This window comes from Microbulbifer sp. 2205BS26-8, assembly GCF_030731025.1.
GTDB classification, from domain to species: Bacteria; Pseudomonadota; Gammaproteobacteria; order Pseudomonadales; family Cellvibrionaceae; genus Microbulbifer; species Microbulbifer spongiae.
Genome location: NZ_JAVAMR010000007.1, coordinates 44,001 through 66,772, shown reverse-complemented (window position 1 = coordinate 66,772; position 22,772 = coordinate 44,001). Strand labels below are relative to the sequence as shown.

At 56.5% G+C, this 22,772-nt stretch carries 17 protein-coding genes; 9 read left to right on the top strand and 8 right to left on the bottom strand.

The window, feature by feature from the left end; all coding sequences use genetic code 11:
• The first annotated feature begins 55 nt into the window (after positions 1–55).
• The 5 genes from Q5Y71_RS04090 to Q5Y71_RS04070 all read left to right on the top strand — a co-directional run bounded on the left by Q5Y71_RS04090 (position 56) and on the right by Q5Y71_RS04070 (position 4,572).
• A complete protein-coding gene (locus Q5Y71_RS04090; protein ID WP_306040325.1) occupies positions 56–628 on the top strand; it encodes a hypothetical protein in 573 nt (190 codons plus the stop codon).
• Positions 629–985: 357 nt separating this feature from the next.
• Complete coding sequence (locus Q5Y71_RS04085) at positions 986–1,456, top strand: hypothetical protein (protein ID WP_306040322.1); 471 nt, start codon at positions 986–988, stop codon at positions 1,454–1,456.
• 163 nt (positions 1,457–1,619) lie between these two features.
• Entirely contained in the window at positions 1,620–1,988 is a 369-nt protein-coding gene (locus Q5Y71_RS04080) for an STAS/SEC14 domain-containing protein (RefSeq protein ID WP_301413971.1), read from the top strand.
• Positions 1,989–2,024: 36 nt separating this feature from the next.
• Complete coding sequence (locus Q5Y71_RS04075; RefSeq protein WP_306040319.1) at positions 2,025–2,828, top strand: class I SAM-dependent methyltransferase; 804 nt, start codon at positions 2,025–2,027, stop codon at positions 2,826–2,828.
• 370 nt (positions 2,829–3,198) lie between these two features.
• Positions 3,199–4,572, top strand: coding sequence for a glutamate decarboxylase (locus Q5Y71_RS04070; RefSeq protein WP_306040317.1), 1,374 nt, complete (start codon positions 3,199–3,201; stop codon positions 4,570–4,572).
• Between the two features lie 45 nt (positions 4,573–4,617).
• On the opposite strand, the gene Q5Y71_RS04065 is transcribed toward Q5Y71_RS04070, so the two are convergent.
• From Q5Y71_RS04065 to cmoA, 3 genes are all read right to left on the bottom strand, one after another.
• Complete coding sequence (locus tag Q5Y71_RS04065) at positions 4,618–6,003, bottom strand: L-serine ammonia-lyase (RefSeq protein WP_306040316.1); 1,386 nt, start codon at positions 6,001–6,003, stop codon at positions 4,618–4,620.
• A gap of 186 nt (positions 6,004–6,189) precedes the next feature.
• Positions 6,190–7,167: a tRNA 5-methoxyuridine(34)/uridine 5-oxyacetic acid(34) synthase CmoB gene (gene cmoB / locus Q5Y71_RS04060; RefSeq protein ID WP_306040315.1), complete on the bottom strand. Its 978-nt coding sequence runs from the start codon at positions 7,165–7,167 to the stop codon at positions 6,190–6,192.
• A gap of 8 nt (positions 7,168–7,175) precedes the next feature.
• Positions 7,176–7,919, bottom strand: coding sequence for a carboxy-S-adenosyl-L-methionine synthase CmoA (gene cmoA, locus Q5Y71_RS04055; protein WP_306040313.1), 744 nt, complete (start codon positions 7,917–7,919; stop codon positions 7,176–7,178).
• A gap of 538 nt (positions 7,920–8,457) precedes the next feature.
• On the opposite strand from cmoA, the gene Q5Y71_RS04050 reads away from it, so the two are divergent.
• From Q5Y71_RS04050 to Q5Y71_RS04040, 3 genes are all read left to right on the top strand, one after another.
• A complete protein-coding gene (locus tag Q5Y71_RS04050) occupies positions 8,458–9,555 on the top strand; it encodes a PHB depolymerase family esterase (protein WP_306040311.1) in 1,098 nt (365 codons plus the stop codon).
• A gap of 326 nt (positions 9,556–9,881) precedes the next feature.
• The gene (locus Q5Y71_RS04045; RefSeq protein WP_301413957.1) at positions 9,882–10,676 is read left to right on the top strand and encodes a 3-hydroxybutyrate dehydrogenase; all 795 of its coding nucleotides are present in this window, start codon (positions 9,882–9,884) and stop codon (positions 10,674–10,676) included.
• A 34-nt stretch (positions 10,677–10,710) separates the two neighbouring features.
• On the top strand, positions 10,711–11,364 hold the full coding sequence (locus tag Q5Y71_RS04040; protein ID WP_306040307.1) for a response regulator transcription factor: 654 nt from the start codon (positions 10,711–10,713) through the stop codon (positions 11,362–11,364).
• Positions 11,365–11,381: 17 nt separating this feature from the next.
• Here Q5Y71_RS04040 and Q5Y71_RS04035 read toward each other — a convergent pair whose 3' ends face one another.
• The 3 genes from Q5Y71_RS04035 to Q5Y71_RS04025 form a co-directional block, all read right to left on the bottom strand.
• Positions 11,382–12,329, bottom strand: a complete 948-nt coding sequence (locus Q5Y71_RS04035) for an alpha/beta hydrolase (protein WP_306040305.1) — start codon at positions 12,327–12,329, stop codon at positions 11,382–11,384.
• On the bottom strand, positions 12,316–13,515 hold the full coding sequence (locus tag Q5Y71_RS04030; protein WP_306040304.1) for an MFS transporter: 1,200 nt from the start codon (positions 13,513–13,515) through the stop codon (positions 12,316–12,318). The genes Q5Y71_RS04035 and Q5Y71_RS04030 overlap by 14 nt, the downstream gene beginning before the upstream one ends.
• Before the next feature lie 91 nt (positions 13,516–13,606).
• A complete protein-coding gene (locus tag Q5Y71_RS04025) occupies positions 13,607–16,945 on the bottom strand; it encodes a PAS-domain containing protein (RefSeq protein ID WP_306040302.1) in 3,339 nt (1,112 codons plus the stop codon).
• A gap of 217 nt (positions 16,946–17,162) precedes the next feature.
• On the opposite strand from Q5Y71_RS04025, the gene Q5Y71_RS04020 reads away from it, so the two are divergent.
• Positions 17,163–19,340, top strand: coding sequence for a TonB-dependent receptor (locus Q5Y71_RS04020; protein WP_306040300.1), 2,178 nt, complete (start codon positions 17,163–17,165; stop codon positions 19,338–19,340).
• A gap of 209 nt (positions 19,341–19,549) precedes the next feature.
• On the opposite strand, the gene Q5Y71_RS04015 is transcribed toward Q5Y71_RS04020, so the two are convergent.
• Complete coding sequence (locus tag Q5Y71_RS04015; protein WP_306040298.1) at positions 19,550–19,768, bottom strand: hypothetical protein; 219 nt, start codon at positions 19,766–19,768, stop codon at positions 19,550–19,552.
• Between the two features lie 18 nt (positions 19,769–19,786).
• Positions 19,787–22,696 (bottom strand): insulinase family protein, encoded by a 2,910-nt coding sequence (locus tag Q5Y71_RS04010; RefSeq protein ID WP_306040296.1) that lies wholly within the window; start codon positions 22,694–22,696, stop codon positions 19,787–19,789.
• Positions 22,697–22,772 lie beyond the last annotated feature (76 nt).

The window sequence follows — 22,772 nt, the reverse complement described above, 5'->3', positions numbered from 1 at the left end:
TTGCCCGATCTTGTTGTCTGTAGGTCAGCCACTGCAGCAATAATGGAGAATAACCGTGAGCCGCCGTCGGTCTGTAAACACCACCCTGTGTCTGGTGTCTTTTCTTCCCGCATGGTTCGCCACACTGGCCCTTGCCTGGCAAGACGAGGGTGAAGCGGCGTTTTCGCAAACCGTCACTCACCTGGAAGCGCAGTTTGCCGGGGCGGCGGTAGTGGCACAGGTGGAGGTGATCGATATCCACCGTGATGTAGACAGTGCCCTTTCAGCGCCAGGGGTTACTGCGATTTCGGGTTATGTGTATTCGGCTGCGCCCAGTCGGGTGTGGAAGGGTGCGGTTGCCGAGCAGATCACTTTCCGTCTCGGACTGGAGTACTGCGACAGGAAATTGGAAGTAGGGGAGCGTTACTTGATCTTTGCCGGTCGCGATGCCTACGGCAGGTTGCAGCTGCTCAGTTGCGAGGCGGCTGTGGCAGAGTCTGATGCGGCGACGCTGCTGGCAATACTCAGTGACTTGACCGCTCGGGATCAACCCTGCTCTCAACGGGCAAAGTTCTGGCGAAATTGCCCCGGGGGGTGTTGGGTCCATAGGCGCCCACTCACTCCGGGTCAGTTGGGACATACCACTTAGCGGCTTGGTTTTCACAATCCGCTATTTGCCCGGTTGATATAATCTCCGGTTTTAAATCTACCCACACTTACAGCAATCCAACCTCTAATAAAGGGGGCCGATTCCTTGAAGAACGCAAATGCCGGGTTATTCTTATCAGTATTGGCGTCACCTTCTTTAGAGAAGGTGCGTTGTTTTATCGGATGATCTAACGCTGCCTTCTGGCGCCAAAAAGGCTTAGGCCACAGGTTTTACCGCAGGGATGCAGGGCCAGCGACGCACAGCTGCCAACGCTGTCCGCCGCCTGTAAATTGCATGACCGGCTGGCCTTGCGACAGGTATTTTTTCTGATTTTGGCTGGCGTCGAGAGGTCGCAATATGAAGAAACTACTGATACCACTGATCATCTTGTTACTGATTATCGGTTATTTTATTTCGCGTGGTGGTGAGCACAAGGCAAAAGACGCCTATGACTCGATGAATCAGCCGCAAAGCGAGCAGATGAATGACAACTCGACACCATCGGATAGTGGTGATGATAGCGATACACCCCCTCCCAACGACGCGCCTACGCCTCCTGATGGTATGGGTAACCCGGACATGCAAACGCCACAGGAGCCGGATCAGACAAACCCCAATCCCCCTGGAGCCAGTAACACTACCGATCCGGGCTCTGGTGCCGCAGCTACAAAACCGGTCGCTGGACAGCCTGATGCCAGCAGGCCGACATCCACCGGTGTGGGTGGCAAACCCCCTCAGACTGCCACCGGCAACAGTGGCAATTCGACAGACAGTACGGCTACGGGCAAAAAGGCTGACAAGGTTGTTGAAGGGGCTTCTGCCGAGTAGGGCACTTGTTGCGCGCTGAGCTTTGGAAGCGGTCATCTTCGGCAAGCGGTACCGGGATTGTACAAGTTGTGAAATTGGGTTCAAATCAACCCAGGCAGGGATAGCAAAACATTGCAAAGCGCGTGGGCTGCCGGCAGAGGCGGCCCTTGCCCGTTGTGGGATCATGATTGAACATAAGTGGTGCCGGGAACACGAGATACTCGAAGTCAAACCTGTAGGAAAATTTTCTGCGGAAGATTTTCAGCAGCTTGCAGCCCAGATAGATCCGGTCATCACGGAGCAGGGCAGGATCGAGGGGCTGCTGATCAATGCCCAGGATTTTGCTGGCTGGGAGAGTTTTGTCGCGCTGATTTCGCACTTCCGTTTTGTGCACGACCACCATAGGCATATCCAGAAAATAGCCGTATTATCCGACAATCCCGTCCTGAGTTTTATGCCGAGCCTAGTCTGCCATTTCGTCAGTGCCGAAGTGCGGCCCTTTTCGCTGAATGCGTATTCCCAGGCCCTGGAATGGCTGGAAAATCCGGGCTAGCATAGGCTGCTTTTTTGACTATTGCACGGAGTGCCGATGAATCCGGCAATGGCTTTGATTGCAGCGACCCCAGAACACCTCCCCGCTGCCGAACAGTTGTCCAGTCAGCTCGATTTTCCCTGCCTGGGCGTTACAGACCCTCGGGAAATAGGCGACTTTTCCCAGGTTTTGCGCTGTGGCGAGCGCTTGGAACTGTGTGCTACCGGTCGCCAGGCGCCGGGGCCTGTCGCTGTGGATTTTGTGGGGGGTGCCCTGGCGCACCGGCGCAGATTTGGTGGTGGCAGGGCGCAGCCGGTTGCCAGGGCCATTGGTTTGCGTCCGGGTTTTTACCCACGTGTATTGGATGCTACTGCCGGACTCGGGCGCGATGCCTTTGTACTGGCGACACTGGGGTGTGAGGTGTGGATGCTCGAGCGCAACCCGGTGGTGCGCCTGTTGTTGCAAGATGGCCTGCGGCGATTGCAGCAGGCGGCAGCAGCCGACACCGAGTTGGTCCCGGCTGCCGGACGTTTGTGCCTGGTTGATGACACCATTTCCGCAGTGGACTGGCTGACCCAGCAGGACGAGGATTCCTGGCAGGTTGTCTATCTGGACCCCATGTTCCCATTGGGGGGCAAGAGTGCGAAAGTAAAGAAAGAAATGGCGGCATTCCACTATCTGGTGGGTGTGGACAAGGACGCGGATCAGTTGTTAGAACCTGCTTTCAAAGCCTGCTACTACCGTACCGTGGTCAAACGCCCCAGGCTGGCGCCTTGCCTGGCCGGAAAAAACCCCAGCCTTTTGTTGCAGGGAAAATCCGGACGTTTTGATATCTATACCAAACATGGCATACCGAGTTGAACGCGTTCCTTGTGTCTGGTGGTTGACCCTAGACAGTTTGCCCGTATTTGTGAAAACGAACTCCTTCCCCAGAGAAAGTTTACCGGGGCACGACCGTCATTCGTGCTTTTTCCATAACCATGTCCTGTCCTGATTTATCTACACTGGCAGGTAGTACTAGGTAAAGGGGCGGCCAAAGGTCACCTATTTTTTCATCTTTTGCCAAGATGAGGTGTGTGACAGATTCCGGAACCCATCTTGCTCAGCGCCTAGAAACGGGAATTGTGGACAAGCTGTTTCTGCTATTGAGTCCATATCCACTTTCCCGATGCGATGAGGGGGCTTTACCGAGGGTTTTTTGCGGCGTCGAAGCGCGACAAGGAGTGTGGTCATGAAACAGAAATCCCCGTTTGATCTGTTCTTTGATGAATACAATGAGGATATTCCAGAAAATCATTTTCCCAGAGATAGTATCTCTGCCTATGCCGCCGAATCCATTGTCACCAGCGAGACCTGGTCCGATGCCAAACCGGCGATGAACTTATCTTCGTTTGTGACCACCTTTACCGAGCCCGAATCTTTTGCAGTGGCAAAGGATCACTATCTGAAAAACTACATCGATCACGATATGTATCCTCAGCTGTTTGCCATGGAAACGCGCATGGTGCGTTGGTTGCACCAGTTGTGGAACGGCCCCGGGGGTGTGGAGCCATACGGTGCTGCCACCATTGGCTCCTCAGAGGCCTGTATGCTGGCGGGTTTGGCCCACAAGTGGAACTGGCGTAAAGGCCGGCAAAAAATGGGCAAAGACGGCTCCAGGCCCAATCTGGTGACCGGTGCCAATGTACAGATCGTGTGGGAAAAATTTATGCGCTACTTTGATGTGGAGCCGCGCATAGCCCCCTTGAGGCCGGGGCATTACCGTTTTACCAGTGCGCATCTTGATCAACTGGTGGATGAAAATACCATCGCGGTAGTGGCCATTGCCGGGCAGACCTTTACCGGTGAGGACGATGCCTTTCGTGCTATTCACAATTGGCTGGATCGCCATCACGAAAACACCGGGCACGATATCCCCATGCATATTGACGGCGCTTCCGGCGGATTTGTAAACCCGTTTTTATACCCCGATTACCATTGGGATTTCCGCCTGCCAAGGGTGAAATCCATTAATGCATCCGGCCACAAGTTCGGGCTGGTGCCGCCGGGGCTCGGTTGGGTGATTTTTCGCGAGCGCTCCGTTTTCGATGAGGAGCTGATGTTCTATGTGAATTATCTGGGCGGTGAAATGCCGACGGCCACCTTGAATTTCAGCCGCAATGCTTCCACCGTCGCCTACCAGTACTACAATTTTATCCGCCTGGGCTTCAAGGGATATCGGGATATCATGCTGCACACTCTGGAGAATGCCCAGCACCTGCGCAATCGCCTTGTGGATAGTGGATATTTCGAGATCATGAATAAGACCCAGCGCATCCCCGTAGTGGCCATGACCTTGAATGGAAAGTATACCAATTTCAATGAGTACGATATATCCGACAAGGTGCGCGAGCGCGGCTGGGTGCTGTCTGCCTATGCCATGCCTCCCGATGCACAGTCAGTAAACTCCTTGCGCATCGTGGTGCGCCCGCATCTCAATTACAATGCCGTTGAAGGCTTGGCGGATGATATTATTCACGCTTGTAAATGGTTGCATCAGCACGGCGGCAATGCGACACCACCGAAACTGAAAGATCCCCACAAGGTGGCACCAAGTAAATGCTGAGACTGTATCAAGTGCCAGGGTAACCCGTAGAGTAGGGAGATTGTATTAACAGTTCACGGCGTTGACCGCAAGGCCTCCCAGAGCGGTTTCCTTGTACTTGTTCTGCATATCGATACCGGTCTGGTGCATGGTTTCAATCACGCTGTCGAGAGGGACTATATGCTCGCCGTCACCGCGCAGTGCGAGGCGTGCAGCGTTAATGGCTTTTACCGCGCCCATGGTGTTGCGTTCAATACAGGGTATCTGGACAAGCCCGCCGATAGGGTCGCAGGTAAGCCCCAGATTGTGTTCCATGCCGATTTCCGCCGCGTTCTCGATCTGCTGGTTGCTGCCGCCTTGCACGGCTGCGAGGCCGGCGGAGGCCATGGAACAGGCCACGCCAATCTCTCCCTGGCAACCCACTTCTGCAGCGGAAATGGAGGCATTTTTCTTGTACAGCATACCAATGGCACCGGCGGTCAGGAGGAATTTCACCACCTGATTCTTCAGTGCACCGTGTTTGTCGGCATCGTGCACAAACTTCACATAGTAAGCGATGACAGCGGGAATGACCCCTGCAGCCCCATTGGTGGGGGCGGTAACAATGCGTCCGCGTGCGGCATTTTCCTCGTTAACCGCAAGGGCAAACAGGCTGACCCAATCGAGGATGGCCAGTCCCTGATTGCGTTCCTCCGTGGGCTGTTTACTCAGTTCCTGATAAAGTTCGGCTGCGCGACGTGGCACGTCCAGACCCCCGGGCAGAATGCCCTGTTGATGACAGCCCCGCTCGATAGAGGCATCCATCACCTTCCAGATATTCCACAAGCGGTCACTCACCGCCTGCTCACTGTGAAATGCCTTCTCGTTTTCCATGGCCAGATCGGCAATGGTCCAGCCGTGCTGTGTGCAGATCTTCATCAGCTGCTCGGCGTTGTGAAAGTCATAGGGCAGCAGGGTAGCGATTTCCTCTCTGTGGGCAAAATCCTCTTCAGACAACACAAAGCCGCCGCCGATAGAAAAGTAGCTGCGCTCAAATAACCGCTCTGAGCCCGAGTAAGCCTGGCAGGTCATACCGTTGGAGTGTTGGGGCAGAAATGCTTCGGTGTGGAAAGTCAGGTCGCGTTCGCGAACGAATTCTATCTTGTGGTCATTGTACAGTAGCAGGGCAGATGTCTGCTGGATCGCAGCCAATCGTTCATCAATGCTGTTTACATCGATGGTATCAGGAGATTGACCCAGCAGTCCCATCAATACTGCCATGTCGGTGCCATGCCCTATACCGGTGAGGGCCAGGGAGCCGTAAAGGTGTATCTGTACGCGATCAGTCTGGGACAGTTGTCCGCGGGCGCGCAGATCCCGTACAAACTGGCGGGCAGCGATCATGGGGCCCACCGTGTGGGAACTGGAGGGGCCCACGCCGATTTTAAAGAGCTCGAAAACACTAATACTCATAGAGATACTCTGCGCCGGGCTGCACTGATTGGCAGCCTTTCCTGAGGGCATTGTTGCACGGTTTGGGGGCGAGCTTTGCCGCAGGGAGGGCAATAATCAAGATCACAGCGGCTATTCCGTATAATATTCTACTAATAGGGGGTTTTTCCGGATTTATGAATACACAGAGCCATGGTGTAAGAGAAGTTACGGTACTTTCGCGACCAGAACGGCGCGTTTAGGCGCAGGATGACCCTCAATGGTCTTACCTGGTGATTGCGGATCGAGAAAATCCGCCAGGGATTCAAAACGCATCCAGTTGGTGCGCCGCTGCTCTTCAGTAGTGGTAGTGCTCAGGTCCACGGTTCTGGGGTTGTCGAAGCCGCACTTGCGCAGCCAGCTCTCCAGAGTTGCACAACTGGGGCAAAACCATACGTTGCGCATTTTTGCATAGCGCCCTTCGGGTACCAGGCAGTCTCCCAGTTTGCCATCGATCACCAGAGTTTCCAGCACCAACTGTCCCCCTGGGCGCAGGGTCCCGCGCAGATCGCGCAGATGATCCATGGGCGAACGCCGGTGGTAGAGTACCCCCATGGAGAAAGTGGTGTCGAAGGCATGCAGGTTTTCCGGCAGCACCTCAATACCCAGTGGCAGCAGGTCCACCGGTTTTTCATTTCCCAGATATTTTTTCAGGGCGTAAAACTGCGCAACAGACTTGGCCGAGGGATCTATTCCGATCACCCGGCGCGCACCGGCACCGTAGGCCCGCCAGCAGTGATAGCCATTGCCGCACCCCACATCCAGCACCAGCCTGTTTTTGAGCGGGGCCAGGTGCGGCTGCACACGATCCCACTTCCAATCGGATCGCCACTCCGTATCAATAGATACGCCAAACAGATCCCAGGGGCCTTTGCGCCAGGGGTGGAGTTTTTTCAGCCCCGCTTCCAGCAATTGCAGTTGCTCGGCACTGGCATCGGCCGCGTTGCCGGCGCATATCCGGTGATTCAATTGAATACTCGAGGGCGCTATATCCGGTAGAGCTTCCAATGCCGAGCGCCAATCGGGCAGGTCGCCCCAGCGCTTCGGGCTCAGACCCTCAGCGACCTGTTGCGGTAGTTGTGACAGCCAGGCGCGCAGGGCCGGGATATGTTGCAGGCCTTGATAGAGACGTGTGTAGTCAATCACAGAAATACTTACTCTTCGGGCTTGCCCTTAAAAGCCAGTAAAGAGGCAAAATTAAAGCACTGGAACCAGACATCTACGCTGGAAAAACCAATGTCCTTCAGGCGCCCGCGGTGGGTAGCCAAAGTTTCTGGAACCAGGATGTTTTCCAGGGATGAGCGCTTTTGCGCAATCTCCAGGGTACTGTAGCCGTTGGCGGCCTTAAAGGCGTGATGCAGCTCAATCATCAGTGCATTGTGTGTTTTATCGGAAAAGTGCACCTTCTCTGAGAGAATCACAATCCCCCCCGGTCGCAGGCCGTCATAGATTTTCTGAAGGATCAGCCGGCGCTTTGTCAGCGGGATAAACTGCAGGGTGAAATTCAGCACCACCACCGAGGCGTTTTCAATGGCAACCGTTTGCAGATCGCTGCAGATAAGTTGTACCGGAATTTCTCCGCTGTCTGCGGCGAGCACAGCGCGGGCCTGCGCCACCATTGCGGAGGAATTGTCCACGGCGATAATTTCACAATTTGCTGCTGGGATGTGATGGCGCATGGCAAGGGTGGCTGCGCACAGGGAACTGCCCAGGTCGTAGCAGCGACTGCCCACCTGGGCGTAGCGTTCTGCCAGGGTACCGATCATGGCTACAATGGTAGCGTAGCCGGGTACTGAGCGTTTGATCATATCCGGGAAAACGTCCACAACCTGGCGGTCAAACTCAAAACCAGCCACTTGCCTCAGCGGGTTTGCGTAAAGATTGTCGTGTTTACTCATCGGATATTTCTATGTACTTATGGAAGGCTGCAACAACCCGTCAAGACAGTGTTGCAATGATACCAAGCAAATCAATGCGATCACCAACAAAGAGAGCAATGGAAGACAATTTTATCCCCAGGGCCCGGCGGTTCTGGTGCTGTTTCAATGTAAAAAGGACCGTGGTTTTCAGCACTGCATTTTGTGTAACGGAGAGTTTATCGTATTGAATCACAAACGTTGGCAGAGAGTGCTGGAACAGTGGGGGAAAGTGTCTTGAAGGGGTCTTCTCGAGCATATTCTGATATCACTGCAAACATTTGCCGGGGAAGTGAATTAAAAAAGCCGCCGGCGCACCCCCTATTCATCGGCCTGGGTTGATCGGGTTGTTGCTCTTATCCGGGCGGTGTCTGTGTCTAAAAGATTTCTCCGACCTAAGTCTAGTTGTGTCTGTAATACACAGCTTTTATGTTGACCAGTGGTTGACTGTCTGTGAGGAGAGTGGCATACAGGCAGTGCAGTTTTCACCCACTCACTATACCACAAAGAGGCGCCAGTAATGTTTTCTGAACACCCGGTCAAGCAGCTATCAATTTTTTTGCTCAGTATGCTGTTTACGGTTTTTGGCGGTACCCCGGTGATGGCTGGTTCCTGGCAGCAAAACGTGGCCATAGGTGGCTTTGAGCGGGTGCATGTGTTTATTCCGGATAGCACCTCGGTCATCGGTAACGGCAAAGCGCTGCTGATCCTTCTACATGGCTGTAGTCAATCTATCGATGCATTTTTGACAGCGAAGCTGGAGGAAACAGCGGAAAACCACGGTATGGCGATCGCCGTGCCGGATGCGGCAAACAAAGCGGGTTTTGGCTGTTGGTCTTACTGGCAGGAGCCACGTACCCGCAGCCACGGTGACTACGCCAATCTGATTAGTCTGGCCACCGCCTTATCTGGCGAAGCCGCACACAATATCGATCCAAGCCAGGTGTATATCGCGGGCCTTTCTTCCGGAGCGGTCTTTGCCAACACCGCCGCCTGTATTGCTCCAGATATTTTTGCAGGTTTTGGCGCCAGTGCCGGGCCCAGTATTGGTACCAGTGCCAGTGGGGCCATTGGCAACTGTGAGCGCGCCGACGTTGCCAGTCGCTGTCGCAATTATGCCGGCAATTACGCCAGCCATTTGGATACCCAGATTGCCAGCATAGGCCATGGCGCTGAGGATACTGTGGTGAATGCTTGCTACAACACACAAAATGCCAACGGTATGGCCAAGGTATATGGGGTGAAGCAGTTGCGCGGCTCCAACCTCCTTAGTGACGCACCCGGTCACACGGCCGATGAACATGTATGGCAGGATGGACGTGTCTCCATGCTCTGGTTCTATGGTCTGGGACACACCTGGTCCGGCGGTGTCGATGCCAGTGGTGCCCATGTGGATTCGGTTAGCATTGACTATGCCAATTATCTCGGAGACTTCTTCCAGCGAAACAACAAACGTGCCAAGCGCACCAACGCTGGGCACATTGATAAAACACACATCGAACCGGTTGAAGCGAAGGAGATGACAGAGGAAGGTAAAGGGCGTGTTCCCGATGCCGAGGCAGTTTCCGCAAATCGTGAGCGCCGTGTGCCGCAGGTTTCTGCTGAGATCGCCCCGTAGTTTTTTGGGTGACTCCCCCCTCAGAAATGATCTCGCTGGGAGAGTTCAGCAAAAGTGATTGCAGGCTGTAACACCACAGACCAGGCTCCCTGCTGCTGTCTGCAGGGAAGCTGCCGAGAACCCTTTCCAATGAGAGAGATGCCCCCTTAAGCGGCCTGCAAACCATATCGGCATCTGAGCAGATGGAAGGCGGTATCTCCACTGGGACCCGGTATTTTTTATTGTTGAAGTGTTTGCCATAAGCCTCATACCTTGGTCATACAGACGGGCTATTTGCTCCTTGCTAGGATCAATTTCGACTGACCAAGTTGAAACGGAGAATTGTAGTGTCTGAAGGTGATCACTCCTGCAAGCTGGCCCTGGTGACCGGTTCTACCAGTGGCATTGGGCTGGGTGTGGCGCGGGAGTTGGCAGGTAGTGGCTACCGGATCATGTTGCACGGCCTGTTGGATGCCGGTGCCGGTGCTGACCTTGCAGCCGATTTCACGCGGGAATTTGCTGTTGACTGTGGATTCAGCAATGCTGATCTCAGCACTCTGCGGGGATGCACCGAATTGGTAGTGGCCACTCAGGAGTTCGGCGGCAGTGTGGATGTGCTGGTGAACAACGCCGGCATTCAATACACATCAGCAGCGGTGGATTTTCCACAAGCGCGTTGGGACAGCCTTATTGCCGTCAATCTGAATGCCCCTTTCTATTTGAGTCAACAGGTGCTGCCGGCGATGCTGGCGGTCGGCTGGGGCCGTATTATCAATATTGCATCGGTACATGGCCTGGTGGCTTCCAATAAGAAAGCCGCCTATTGCGCAGCCAAACACGGCTTGGTAGGACTCACCAAAGTGCTCGCCCTGGAGTCCGCGAAGGCCGGGGTAACCGTCAATGCGATTTGCCCCGGCTGGGTGGAAACGCCCCTGATTGAGCCGCAGATTCAAGCCATTGCCCAGGCGCAGGGTATCGATATCGAGAGGGCCAAAATGGCTCTTGTGGGAGAGAAGCAGCCGCTGCCTGTGGCGACACAACCTGCGGCGATCGGACAGCTTGTGGTCTTTCTGCTGTCCGATGCCGCAGCCACCATGACCGGCATTGCCCTGCCGGTGGACGGAGGCTGGACAGCTCAGTAGACTGAAGCCAGACAATAACCCCCGGTTTCTGGCGATGAGCAGTACCATTCTGATTGCGGATGATCACCCACTTTATCGCAGTGCTCTGTTCGCCACATTGCAGCATGCCAGCGACGCGAAACTGATCGAGAGTGTCGATCTGGAATCTACCCTGGCGGCACTCGCTCGACAAGCGGATCTCGATCTGCTTCTGCTAGATTTAAATATGCCCGGCAGCGATGGCTACAATGGCCTGGCACGAATTCGCAAAGAGTACCCGCAGGTGCCGGTGGTGGTGGTGTCTGGCAGTGACAGTGCCGAAAGTATAGCGGGTGCTGCACAATTCGGTGCAGTGGGCTTTCTCTCCAAAACCGCACAGCCGCTGGAAATCCAAAACTGCATCAGGGCGGTTCTGCGAGGCGAAACCTGGTTTGCTGAGGAGCTGTTGGCAGCGCAGCTACACAGTACACTGATTGAGCGACTGCAGGGACTAACGCCGCAACAGCTGCGTATCTTTCAGATGATCGCCCGGGGCATGTTGAACAAGCAAATTGCCTTTGAACTGGGGATTACCGAGCCCACGGTGAAGAGCCATGTCACCGCCATCCTGCGCAAGACGGGCCTGCGCGACCGCAAGCAACTTATCCGCGAGGCACAGAGCCTCGGTAAACCTTTACCTGGCAAGCAGACAGACGCCAACAGACAATGAAGGCCTACGGGAATCTGTTACTGGTCTGAGAGCAACTGGGTGATAAAATCGGCAGTACGCTGGTAGAGGGTACTGCACGCGCTGGGTGCCAGTTGCTCCAGATTTAGAAAAGCGTGAATCATGTCATCGAAGTTGTGCAGCCAGGCCTGCGCGCCGGCAGCCCGGAGCTTTTCCACATACGCATGCCCTTCGTCGCGCAGGGGGTCAAACTGTGCAGTGAATACCAGGGTGGGGGGCAGCCCCGTACTCACCGGCATAGACAGCGGTGATGCCTGCACCCGCTCTTCTCCCCGACTGAAATAGTTTTGGAAATACCAGCGGATCTTTTCCACTTCCAGCAGATGGCCACGGCCGTTTTCGGTGTAAGACTGGTGGCCCATGGTGTAGTCCAGGCTGGGATACACCAGGATCTGACCGAGGATCGGTGAGTCGGCGCGGTGCTGGTAGCGAGCACACAGGGTGGCACAGAGCGCACCGCCAGCGGAATCCCCCATTAAAATCACTTGGCTGTTGTGGGCAATGTCCCTGTTTGACAGTGTCGGAGCAAAGTTTTCCAGCACCTGATTCAGATCGGCGAGGCCTGCGGGGTAGGGGTTTTCTGGCGAGCGCCGATATTCAACGGAAACCACGCAGCGCTGGCAGATTTCGGCGATACGGCGGCAGATCGGGTCGTACACAGTCACGCTGCCCGCCATATGACCGCCACCGTGCACATAGACGATGGCAGGACCACCGCTGGCCTGCTGTGGTAAGAAGGTGCGCACCGGCACCTGATAGGCGCCACCGGGAATCACAAAGTCCTTGATTGTCATGTCGGGTCCAGCGTCGACAAACTGGCGCGTGAGGCTGGCGAGACCCTCGCGTGCACTGATTGGGGTCGGCTCTATTCCCGCTGCCTTTGCTTGCTCGGCCAGAGTGTGAATTTTTGGCAACCATTCTGCCAGGGTCGGATCAAGTGTTGGCATTGACGCTTCTCTCGGTGTTGGCGGCGGTTCTTGTCTCCGGCAGTTTGAAGGAGACAGCAAATAACGATGCTGAGCAGACTACGGCGATCCAGGCAGCGCTGGCGGCTATTCCGCTGACATCTGCAATAGTGGTCGCGCCCCACATCAACAAAGTTTCGATACCGTAAGCAATGGACCAGAACATCCCGAAGATGACAGTGATGCGCGCAGGAGTCATGCCCGGTAGCTCCTGGGGCAGGGTGACCAGAGCCGTCATCGGCAGAAACATAAAAAAGCCTGCCATTGCCGCGGCGCTATAGGCAATGGTGGGAGAGCTGGTGACAATCATTGCCGTTGCACTGAGCGTCAGTGCAGCGCCACTGGCGCGAATCACCGGCAGTCGCATCGGCAGACGCTTGGTGGTGACGATACCGGCCACAGTACCCACCATCCCTGTGGCTATCATTACCGCGGACAAGTGGGTGCTCTGTACCGCGAAGGTATCGAGCAGTGGAAAGAGCGCAAACACGGCGATATAGCAGAAAAGTACGCCACAGTAGGCCAGCGGCAGCCACCAGTTGAAAGGATCTGTCAGCCCTTCGCGCAGACGGTAGGGTCGCGTCTGTACGGAATCCGCGCTGTTGCCGGCCAGGGGAATGGACTCGGCGCAGAGCCACCAGAGGAGCGCGAGGCTGGCGACCATGGCACCGTAGAGCAGTATCAGGTTTTCCCAGCTGCCAAGCCATGGCAACAGGATGCTGGTTGTCAGCAACGCGAGCAAATTTCCGGTATTGAACGCAGCGGCGTTTATTCCGTTCACCACCGGGCGTTCGCTGGGCCTGAAGTAGTGCAGGACCACCGGATTAAAATACACAATCGCCAGGGCACCCCCGAGTCCAAGGGCCAATCGGGATAGTAACCAACCGTTGTAACTGTCCGCAAAGGCCCCCAGGCCGCCGGCGGCAATCAGCAAAATGGCGGTGGTGAACGCATAGCGAATGCCGAGTTTGACCAGCACCATGGCAGCGGCCAGGTTGCCGAGAATCTTTGCCAGAGTAATGGCATTGCTGCCCCAACTGGCGTTGGCGAGACCCTCCTGGGCAAACGACTGCTGAATTTCTGGTGTGAGGATGGCCCCGGCCACCCAACTCGCCGCAAACAGCGCGTAGGCGCTGAACATCAAGGCTTCTACAATAATTTTTCTCATAGGCTATTCACAGTGCAAAGCGTGCCGCGCTTGTGGTTATAGTGGTTGTTGTGGCCTCAGACCATACGCTAGCGCACCCGCTGTGCGCCCACTATTCGACCTTGGTAGGAATGCTTTGCTGGGCGATGCTACTCAGCAAAGCGCGCAGCGCGGCGGGCTGGATGGGTTTTTGCAGAAAGTAAAATCCAGCGTGCTGGGCGCGGGTACGCACCTGGTCGGTATTCTCAGCGGAGATCACGACACAAGGGCAGCCGCCTCCCCATTGCACGAACAACTGCCGGGCCAGGGCGATGCCGTTGGTGGCATCGTCGAGATGGTAGTCCATCAGCATAACATCTGGCAGGGTCAAGTCCCGGGTCTGTCGGCCCGTGCTGACCCGGATCGCGCAACCCCACCCCTGCAACAGCGCCTGCATGGCCTGCAGTACCCGCGGTTCGTTGTCGATACACAGCACCTGCAGGTGTATGGGTTGCGCCGCCCCCGGACCGGTCACTGCCAGCGCCGGGGGGCCGGGCAGCGCCCCGGTTCTCGTCAGGCTCAGCCTGAAGACACTGCCGTGGCCCACGCGCGAGCGCAGGGCCAGCGGGGTTTTGAGCAGGTGACACAGGCGCTTGACGGTGGCGAGACCCAGGCCGTAACCGTGCCCTTCACTGGCACCGCCCAGGCGGGTAAACTCTTCGAAGATAGCGTTTTGCTGCTCTGGCGCAATGCCCACGCCGGTATCCCAGATTTCCAGGCACAGGCGATCGCCACGGGTGCGGCAACCGATCAGAATACCGCCGTGGCGGGTATATTTGATTGCATTCTCCAACAGATTCTGCACCACCCGGCGCAACATGTTCGGGTCGCTGGCCACCCAGTACGAGCTGGGGCGATAGCGCAGCTGGAGCGTTGGCCCCGCTTTTTGGCGCAACTGCAAACGGGCCTCGGCCACTGCCACATCGAGAATACTGGAGAGGGCGAGCGGCTGCAGTTGTGGCTTGATATCTCCGGCGTCCATCCGCGCCAGTTGCAGCATGTCGGTAATCAGGCGTTCAGCTGCATGCAGGGCATCGTCGGTTCGGTGCACCAGGGTGCGGCTGTCACTGTCCAGGTCGTGTCCAGCCAGTGCGTCCAAGAACAACCGGCTGGCATTGAGCGGTTGTACCAGGTCGTGGCTCGCCGAAGCCAGGAAGCGGGTTTTACTGGCCATGGCCTCCTGTAAATCGCGGTTGACCCGTTCAATTTCTGCGGTGCGCTGAGACACTTTCTGTTCCAGGGAATTGCGGATGTCTTCCAGTTCCCGAACTGCGTGTGCGTAGTCGGAAATATCCGTGTAAGTGGTGACAAAGCCGCCCTCTGGCAATGGCATACCGCGAATCTCCAGCACCGTGCCATCCCGGCGATAGCGGCGCACCTTGTAGGCGGTGCCGCGGCGCAAATGCGCCACCCGCTTGCGCACGTGCTCTTCGACCGCGCCCGGGCCGCATTCACCGCGTTCGGCGTTGTAGCGCACCAACTCGGCGACGGGTTGGCCGACATAAATCAAAGGCCCCGGGTAGTGAAACAGTGCCAGGTAGCGGCCGTTCCAGGCCACCAGATTCAGGTTGCCGTCGATTACGCTGATACCCTGCTCAATATTGTCGATACTGCTCTGCAGCAGGCTGCGGCCAAATCGATAGACCTCCGACGCCGCATCGATACCCGGCGCTTTCGCGCTGCCCAGTTCCCGCAGCAGGCGCTGTGCACTGGAGGAGCCGACAATACCGGCGAGTACTTTTTCCGTTATGTCCCGGTACGGGGTGAAGGGGGCTTTGTCGCCAGTTTGCCGGTTTTTAACCCCTGCAAAGGTTTTATGCGCGGCATCGGCACCGATAAAGCGCGCCAGCAGGCGAAACAAGGCGTTTTTATCCAACTGGCCCGGTGATTCGTTACGGGCGGCTGTGGTCGTCGAATGGTGGTTGTACCACTGGGATACAAACCACAAAAGTAGGGTGTTCAGGCCCAGGCCCAGTACACAACCGATGGTGAGCGCGCTGAAACCGAGCGCCCTGCCCAAGAGGTCTGGGTATCCCAGGGCATTTGCCAGAGGAGAGACTGTCCACACAGCGGTACCGGCGAGTAGCCCTGCAACAACACCCTCTGCGCGCGCCCGGCGCCAATAGAGGCTCGCAATCATGGCCGGGGCCAATTGCGCTACCAGTGCCAGCGACAACAATCCAAAAGTGCCCAGGCGGACCTCTGCCCCCATGCTGGCATTCACCAACAGGGCACAGCCCATAATGCCGGCGATAATCACGCGGCGCACCCGGCGCAGGTTATGCCCCAAGGCCTGCTGCGGCGCCTGTTGCGGCGTTTGCTGGGCCCGCTGTAGCCACCAGGGGACCACCATGGTGTTGGCAATCATGGTGGACAGGGCGATGGTAGCGACAATAATCATGCTGGCGCCGGCCGACAGGCCACCGATAAACGCCAGGAGTGCCAGGCCTGGATTCCCGCTTTCGAGCGGCAGAGCCAGTACGAAGCGCTCAGGGTTATCGTAGTGAGCGGGCAGCCACAGGTAGCCAGCGTAGCCCACTGGAGCAATAAATAGGGTCAGTATACCTAGGTAGAATGGAATCAATTTGCGCAGCGTGTGGATATCCTTATCGCTGTCGCTTTCGATCATCAGAATATGGAACTGGCGCGGGAGACAGAACATGGCCGCCATACCCAGCACGATGGTGGCAAAAAAGCCAGTATCTGCCGGGCGGCTCGCTGCCAGCAGTTGCAATCGCTCACTGTTGAGTGCACTGCGGGCAAGATCCCAGGGGCCATCGAACAACAGGTGGGTGGCATAGTAGCCGACAGCGACAAAAGCGAGGATTTTTATCAGGGCCTCCAGCGCCACGGTCATCAGCATGCCGTTGCGGTGCGCTCCGCTGTCGATATTGCGGGTACCGAACATCAATGCGAACAGGCCCAGGGTAACTCCGATCACCAGTGTGATAGTGGGTGTGAAAGATACCGAGGCATCGGTCAGCAGCAGGAAACTGTCACTGATCGCACGCAATTGTAGTGCCAGATAGGGCAATACGGCCACCAGTGCGACTGCCGCCACCACCGCCGCCAGTAGTTGCGAGCCGCCGTACTGGGCGCTGATAAAGTCGGCGATAGAGGTGCAGCCCTGTTGCTTGGTCAGTTTGACAAAGCGGCGCAGCAAGGGCGCGCCGAAAGCGATCATTAGGGTAGCGCCAACAAACGTGGGGGGCAGCAACCAGCCGTCTTCAACAGCCTGCGCCGGGGTGCCGAAAAACATCCAGGCACTGGTATAGGTGCCGGCCAGGGCAAGCAGTAGGGGTTTGACGGAACCTATACGACGGACTGGTAGTCGGTCTCCCCAAAAGGCCACCGCGAAAAGCAGCAGCAGGTAAGCCAGACCCAAAACAGCCAGAGTCAACAAGCTAAACACAACGGCATCCGATTTGGTCATTATTTGAGCGCGTTGAGAGCCAATATACTACCTGTCGCCACCAAAGGCACCTGTTCACAGCAGTTTGAACTCATACCTTGGTCTAGCAGGCAGGGACGCTACAAGTCGGTAGAGTCGGAGTTCAGGATCGGTTGTATATTCTGCAGATCACAGCAATACCGAAATAAGAATTATTTAGATCTTTAGGGAGAGGATCATGGGCCCCAACAGCAAATTCAATCCGCTAGCTGCCGGCGTTCTGCTGGCCAGTGGTGTTAGTTTCGCTTCTGCCGAACCGGTACTGGAAGAAATTATCGTGACGGCACAAAAACGCCAACAGTCCCTGCAGGAGGTGCCCGTGGCCGTGAGTGCATTCGATGAGGATGCACTACAGCAAAATGGCGTCACCGATGTTACCGACCTGCAAAAACTTGCGCCCAACACCACTTTGCAGACCAGCCGAGGCACCAATTCTACGCTGACGGCATTTGTGCGCGGTATTGGCCAGCAGGACCCCCTATGGGGCTTCGAGCCGGGTGTTGGTATTTATGTCGACGACATTTATATCGCTCGCCCCCAGGGCGCCGTGATGGATTTGTATGACGTGGCTTCCATTGAAGTGCTGCGTGGTCCCCAGGGCACCCTGTACGGCAAAAATACCATCGGCGGTGCGGTCAAATATGTGACCAAGCGCCTCACCGGTGACAGTGAACTGAGCTTCAGCGCGGCCCTTGGCAGTTACAATCAGCGCGATCTGAAAGTGTCCGGGCAAACCGCGCTATCGGATACTGTCTATGTCAGTGGTGCTGTTGCCACATTTCAGCGCGATGGCTTTGGCGAAAATGTGATTACCGGTGAAGACCAGTACAACAAGGATATTGTGAGCGGTCGCATATCTGTGGAAATCAATCCGAGTGAGAGGCTGTGGGTGCGCCTGGCCGCGGATCACACCAAGGACAAGTCCGCCTCCAAGCACGGCCACCGCTTTGGTCCGGGCCTTGCCGGTGAGCCGGTCCTCGATAGTGTATATGATACCGAGACCAATTTGCCCAGCGATAACCTGGTCGAGACCTCCGGTGTATCCCTGGCCGTCGAGTATGAGGTTTCCAGCGCGATTACTGTGAAGTCCATCACTGCCAGGCGGGAGGGCAATACTGACACTGTGATCGATTTTGATAGCACCCAGGGTGCCTGGTTTGACGTCCCTGCGATCTACGACGACAAGCAGTTTACGCAGGAGTTCCAGTTCTTGTGGCAGGGGGATAACGCAGATCTGGTGGGTGGTATTTACTACTATGACGGTACCGCCTCCGGCGCTTTCGATGCAGTGCTGGGCTATCTTGCGGTGCCGGCCGGGTTTACCCAGAAAGTGGCCGGTAAGGTGGATACCCGGAGTATTTCCGCCTATGCGCACTACAATTGGCAGTTTGCAGACCAGTGGAACTTGAATCTGGGCGGCCGCTACACCAGAGACAAAAAAAAGGCAGCGGTATTTAAGGGTAACTACTTGGGACTCGGCAGTGATTTTTCCCATGCCCTTTACTATGCCGATACCCCCGATCCGGTTTTTCTGGCGGCTTTGACGGATTACACCGGTGAGAACGACTGGGGCCAGTTTTCTCCGCGTATGGGTATCGACTACCAGATCAGTGACAATGCCATGGTGTATCTGTCCTACAGCGCGGGCTTTAAATCCGGTGGTTTTGATATGCGCGGAGATGCGAGCGTAAACCCGGAAACTGTCGACGGCTATGACCCGGAAACGGTTGACAGTGCAGAATTGGGTTGGAAGCTGGATTTGCTGGGCAACCGCCTGCGCCTTAACGGCGCCCTGTTCCGGGCCGATTACACGGATATGCAGGTTACCACCCAGACGCTGGTTCCCGGTGGCGGTTTTGCCAGTGCGGTGCTGAATGCCGGCGAGGCCCGTATCCAGGGCCTCGAGCTGGAAGCTTCTTTGGCGGTGACGGACAACCTGACGGCCAATGCGGTCCTCGGTCTAATTGATGCGAAATTTATCGAGTTCCAGAGCGGCGGTGAAAATATCGCCGATACACTTGATATGCAGAATACGCCAGATACCACAGCGATGGTGCAGTTGAACTGGTCTGTCCCCATGGCCGACGGCGAACTGGTGTTCAATCCATCGGTATCCTACCGTGCGGATACGCAGATTTTTGAAGCGCCGGGTATTCTCGATCAGAAGGCTTATACCCTGGTGGATGCCACTGCAACCTATTACCCGGGATCAGGCAGCTGGAGTGCCAGCCTGATCGGTAAAAATCTCAGCGATAAAACCTACCGCATTGCCGGTTATGATTTTGGCGCGCCTTTCCAAACAGGTTTTTACGGCGCTCCGCGCACCCTGGCATTGGCGTTCAATTACGATTTCTAGCGCTTGACCCGACGCTCAGCTGACCGGGTTGGAGATAGATTCAGTTGAAAACCTGCGCATTTACTGCCGCTCTTCTGTGAGCGGCTTTTTTGTGTCCTAGAAACCAGTAAACTGCAAGTCAATTAGCTTTTAGCTGCTCCAGGTGTTCCCTGGCGCTTGTCCAATGGCGGGGAGGGGGGTGGTTGGTCGCCTCTACAACGTATTTCCTGTCAGGTGGTGGGGGCGAGTCCGGGCAAACCAAAGCTCTGCCCCAAACCACTCAAGGACATATCCCTCAGGGTAACGGACAAGCTGCCGGTTATTCCAGGGACAGGTTGGGCCGGGCAGTTCAACTTCAGAACCGGGGTCACCGGTTCCTGCTGGAGAAAATCCTCCGGGTTGAGCCCAATGCTATCGCAAGTGCGCTGGCCCTCAGCTAACACCAACACCAGTGAGGCAACCCTTTGCTAGAGTTGTTCTTCCAGCAGGCCCAGCTGTAGGCCTCCACTGCGGCCCTGGGGGCCGGTAACAACGGCGACGCTGGCTCTGTTCGGGTCCAGATAAGTGGCGGCTACCCGCTGCAGGTCTGCCAGGGTCACCTCCGTTACCTGCTTGCGAAACGCCTGGCGCACTGCGTGGCTGCGACCGTACAGGGCGGAGTGAAAATTCTTTTTGGCCTCTCCGGCGGGAGAGCCGGGCTTGTCCAGACCGCCGATGACGCCGAGAATCGCTTCTTCCACCTGTTCGGCTTTGTGCTTCCCCGCTGCCAGCCACTTCAGGGACGCATCAAAATCGTCCAGGGTTTCCCCCAGGCGTGGGTCGCGGTAAGAGAAAAAGCGGAATACACCAATATTGCTATCCTGGGCCGCACCACTGCCATAGGCACCCCCCCGTTCGCGGATAGCGCGGTGCAGGAAGCCATTGCGCAAAAAGCCACCCAATACGGAAAGCGGCGCTGCATCTGAATGGGATAGCGGAACAGTGGCATACGCCTTGGCACAGAAATTTACCTGGCTGTTGACGATCCAAAGGGCCTGTATGTGTTTGTATTCAAAAGGTGCCTCGGGATTGGCTGGCGTTTCAGTGGGGGTGGCAGTGAGTGGCGACAAGGCCTGGCTAAAGTCGTCGAGCTTTTCCGCCTCGCCAATCAACAGGAACTGGCGTGGTGCGGCAAGAATTTTCCGGTGGATCGCCTGGAACTGCATGGAGAGCTTCTGCAGCCCTGCTTTGTGCTCGAGATCGCGTACCAGCCCCTTGAGGTTGCGCAAACCGAGCAGACCGCCACTGGCGTGGCTCTCAAAAGCGGCGCGATTGTACCCCGCGCTGGCCGCGGCCATGGCGAGGGCGTGGCCACTGTCGACAACGCTCTGCTCGCGGCGGGCCAGGGTCTGTTGCAGTAATTCCCGGATGCGGGCGGACTCATCGAAACGCACTTGCTCCATGGTGGCCTGCATCAGGTTGGTCAGTGCACCCTGGTTGCGTGCCAGCGCTTTACCGGACAGGATAAAGTGACCGGATAGAGTATCGAGGTTGTCGATGGCCGTACGGCTGCTGGTGAAACCGTGCAGTGCACCGGCCACGCGGGTCTGCCACTGCTGGACTTGCAGGTAGTCTCTGTCCCCCAGGCCAACTTCACTCAGGATTTGACAGTAGTAGGGGAGCAGCTGGTGTTCCTCCTCACTGAGTTCCGGCAGGGCGCACACCATCTGCTGGTAGACAAGGCCGTTGGTACCAGCGCTGTAGCGGGTCAGTTTTTGCGCTCCCAAGGAGGTCTTTTCACCCTCTACGTCCGGCAGTTCCGCGGGAATATCCTCAACGCCAACTTTTGGCAGGATTGAGGCATCGTCCTCGCGGTTTTGCCGGTCTACCAGCGCCCTGGTGGTCTCGATAATATGGCTTCGGTCTCTTTCACTGAGGCGCGATTTGATCTGCGCAAGCTGGTCTTTTTCCGCCCGCGCGCGGCGTGTTGCCAGCTGGTCATCGGGGCTCAGCACCAGGCGCACACGGTGCTGGTTTTCCAGCAGCAGTGCACGGGCTTTGCCGGCAATAAAGGTCGGGTCCTTGATCTGTTCGCGCAGCCTCTCCAGGGTGGTGTCGATATTCAGCAGGCCGATGGCATCGCCGCGATGGGTGGCGCCGGTCAGGGCAGTCAGGATCAGCTGCAAACCATAGGGGTAGCCGTCGCCGCCAATCTCGCGCTGCTGTAATTCCAACTGGTGCAAGCTGGCAGCAACCTGTTCGTAGGGGATGCCGTTTTGCGCAACTTCTGTCAGTATTGCGAGTACCTGTTTCTCGAACTCGTCGGCGTGCTCCCGTTCACTGCCCTCAATACCGCAGACAAATACCAGTTCACGCTGGGAATCATCCAGCCCCACCAGCGGAGAGGGGGCAGTGCCCAGATCGGTGGTCTCCAGCAGTTTCATGAGGGGTGAGGCGCTATTGTCCAGCAGTACGCCGGCGAGCAGGTGCGCCGTCAGGGCCTCTTCCAGGTCGGTGACATCACCTAGCAGCCAGCTCAGGACGATATGGGTTTTGCCACTGGGTTCCTCGCCGTTCAGGGGGTAGTGTTCCTCCACTTTGAGCGGTGCCTGGTAGCGATCCTCGCGGCCGACAGCGATGGCTTTTTCCAGTTGCTCGAACTTGTGCAGGGCTCTTTCCTCGAATGCCGCCTGGTGCTCTGCGGCGGGAATATCGCCGAAGGTCATAAAGATAGCGTTGCTCGGGTGATAGTGGCTGCGATAAAAAGCGACCAGCTGTTCGTAACTGAGTTTGGGGATATCGGTCGGCTCACCACCAGAGTTGTAGTGGTAAGTGGTGGTGGGGAACAGATACTTGCTGAGGGTGTGCCAAAGCTGGGCGCTGACGGAACTCATGGCGCCTTTCATCTCATTAAAGACCACACCCTTGTACACCAGATCGCTGTCGGGGTTACCGGCTTCGGAGAATTCCAGTCGATGCCCTTCCTGGGCAAAATCCAGCGGGTCCAGTCGCGCAAAGAAAACCGCATCCAGATAAACGCTGAGCAGGTTGTCGAAATCCTTGCGATTCTGGCTGGCAAAGGGGTAGGCGGTCCAGTCGGAACTGGTGAAAGCGTTCATAAAGGTATTGAGAGAGCGGCGGATCATCATAAAGAAGGGATCCCGCACCGGATACTTGTCACTGCCACACAGTGCAGTGTGCTCAAGGATATGCGCCACTCCGGTGGAGTCCCCGGGCACTGTGCGCAGTGCCAAGAGGAAAACATTCTCCGGGTTGTCTGCGGCAATATGCAGGTGCTGGGCACCGGTGGTGACATGGCGATATTCCTCGACGCTCACGCCGAGAGAATCGATTTCTGCGTTGGTAACCAGTTCAAATGCGGGATGTGAGTTGCTCAAAGGACAGTTTCCTGGAGTTATTTGAATCTTGCCGCCGGCCTCCGCCGCCGTCGAAAGGGCGCTATTCTACCGCTTG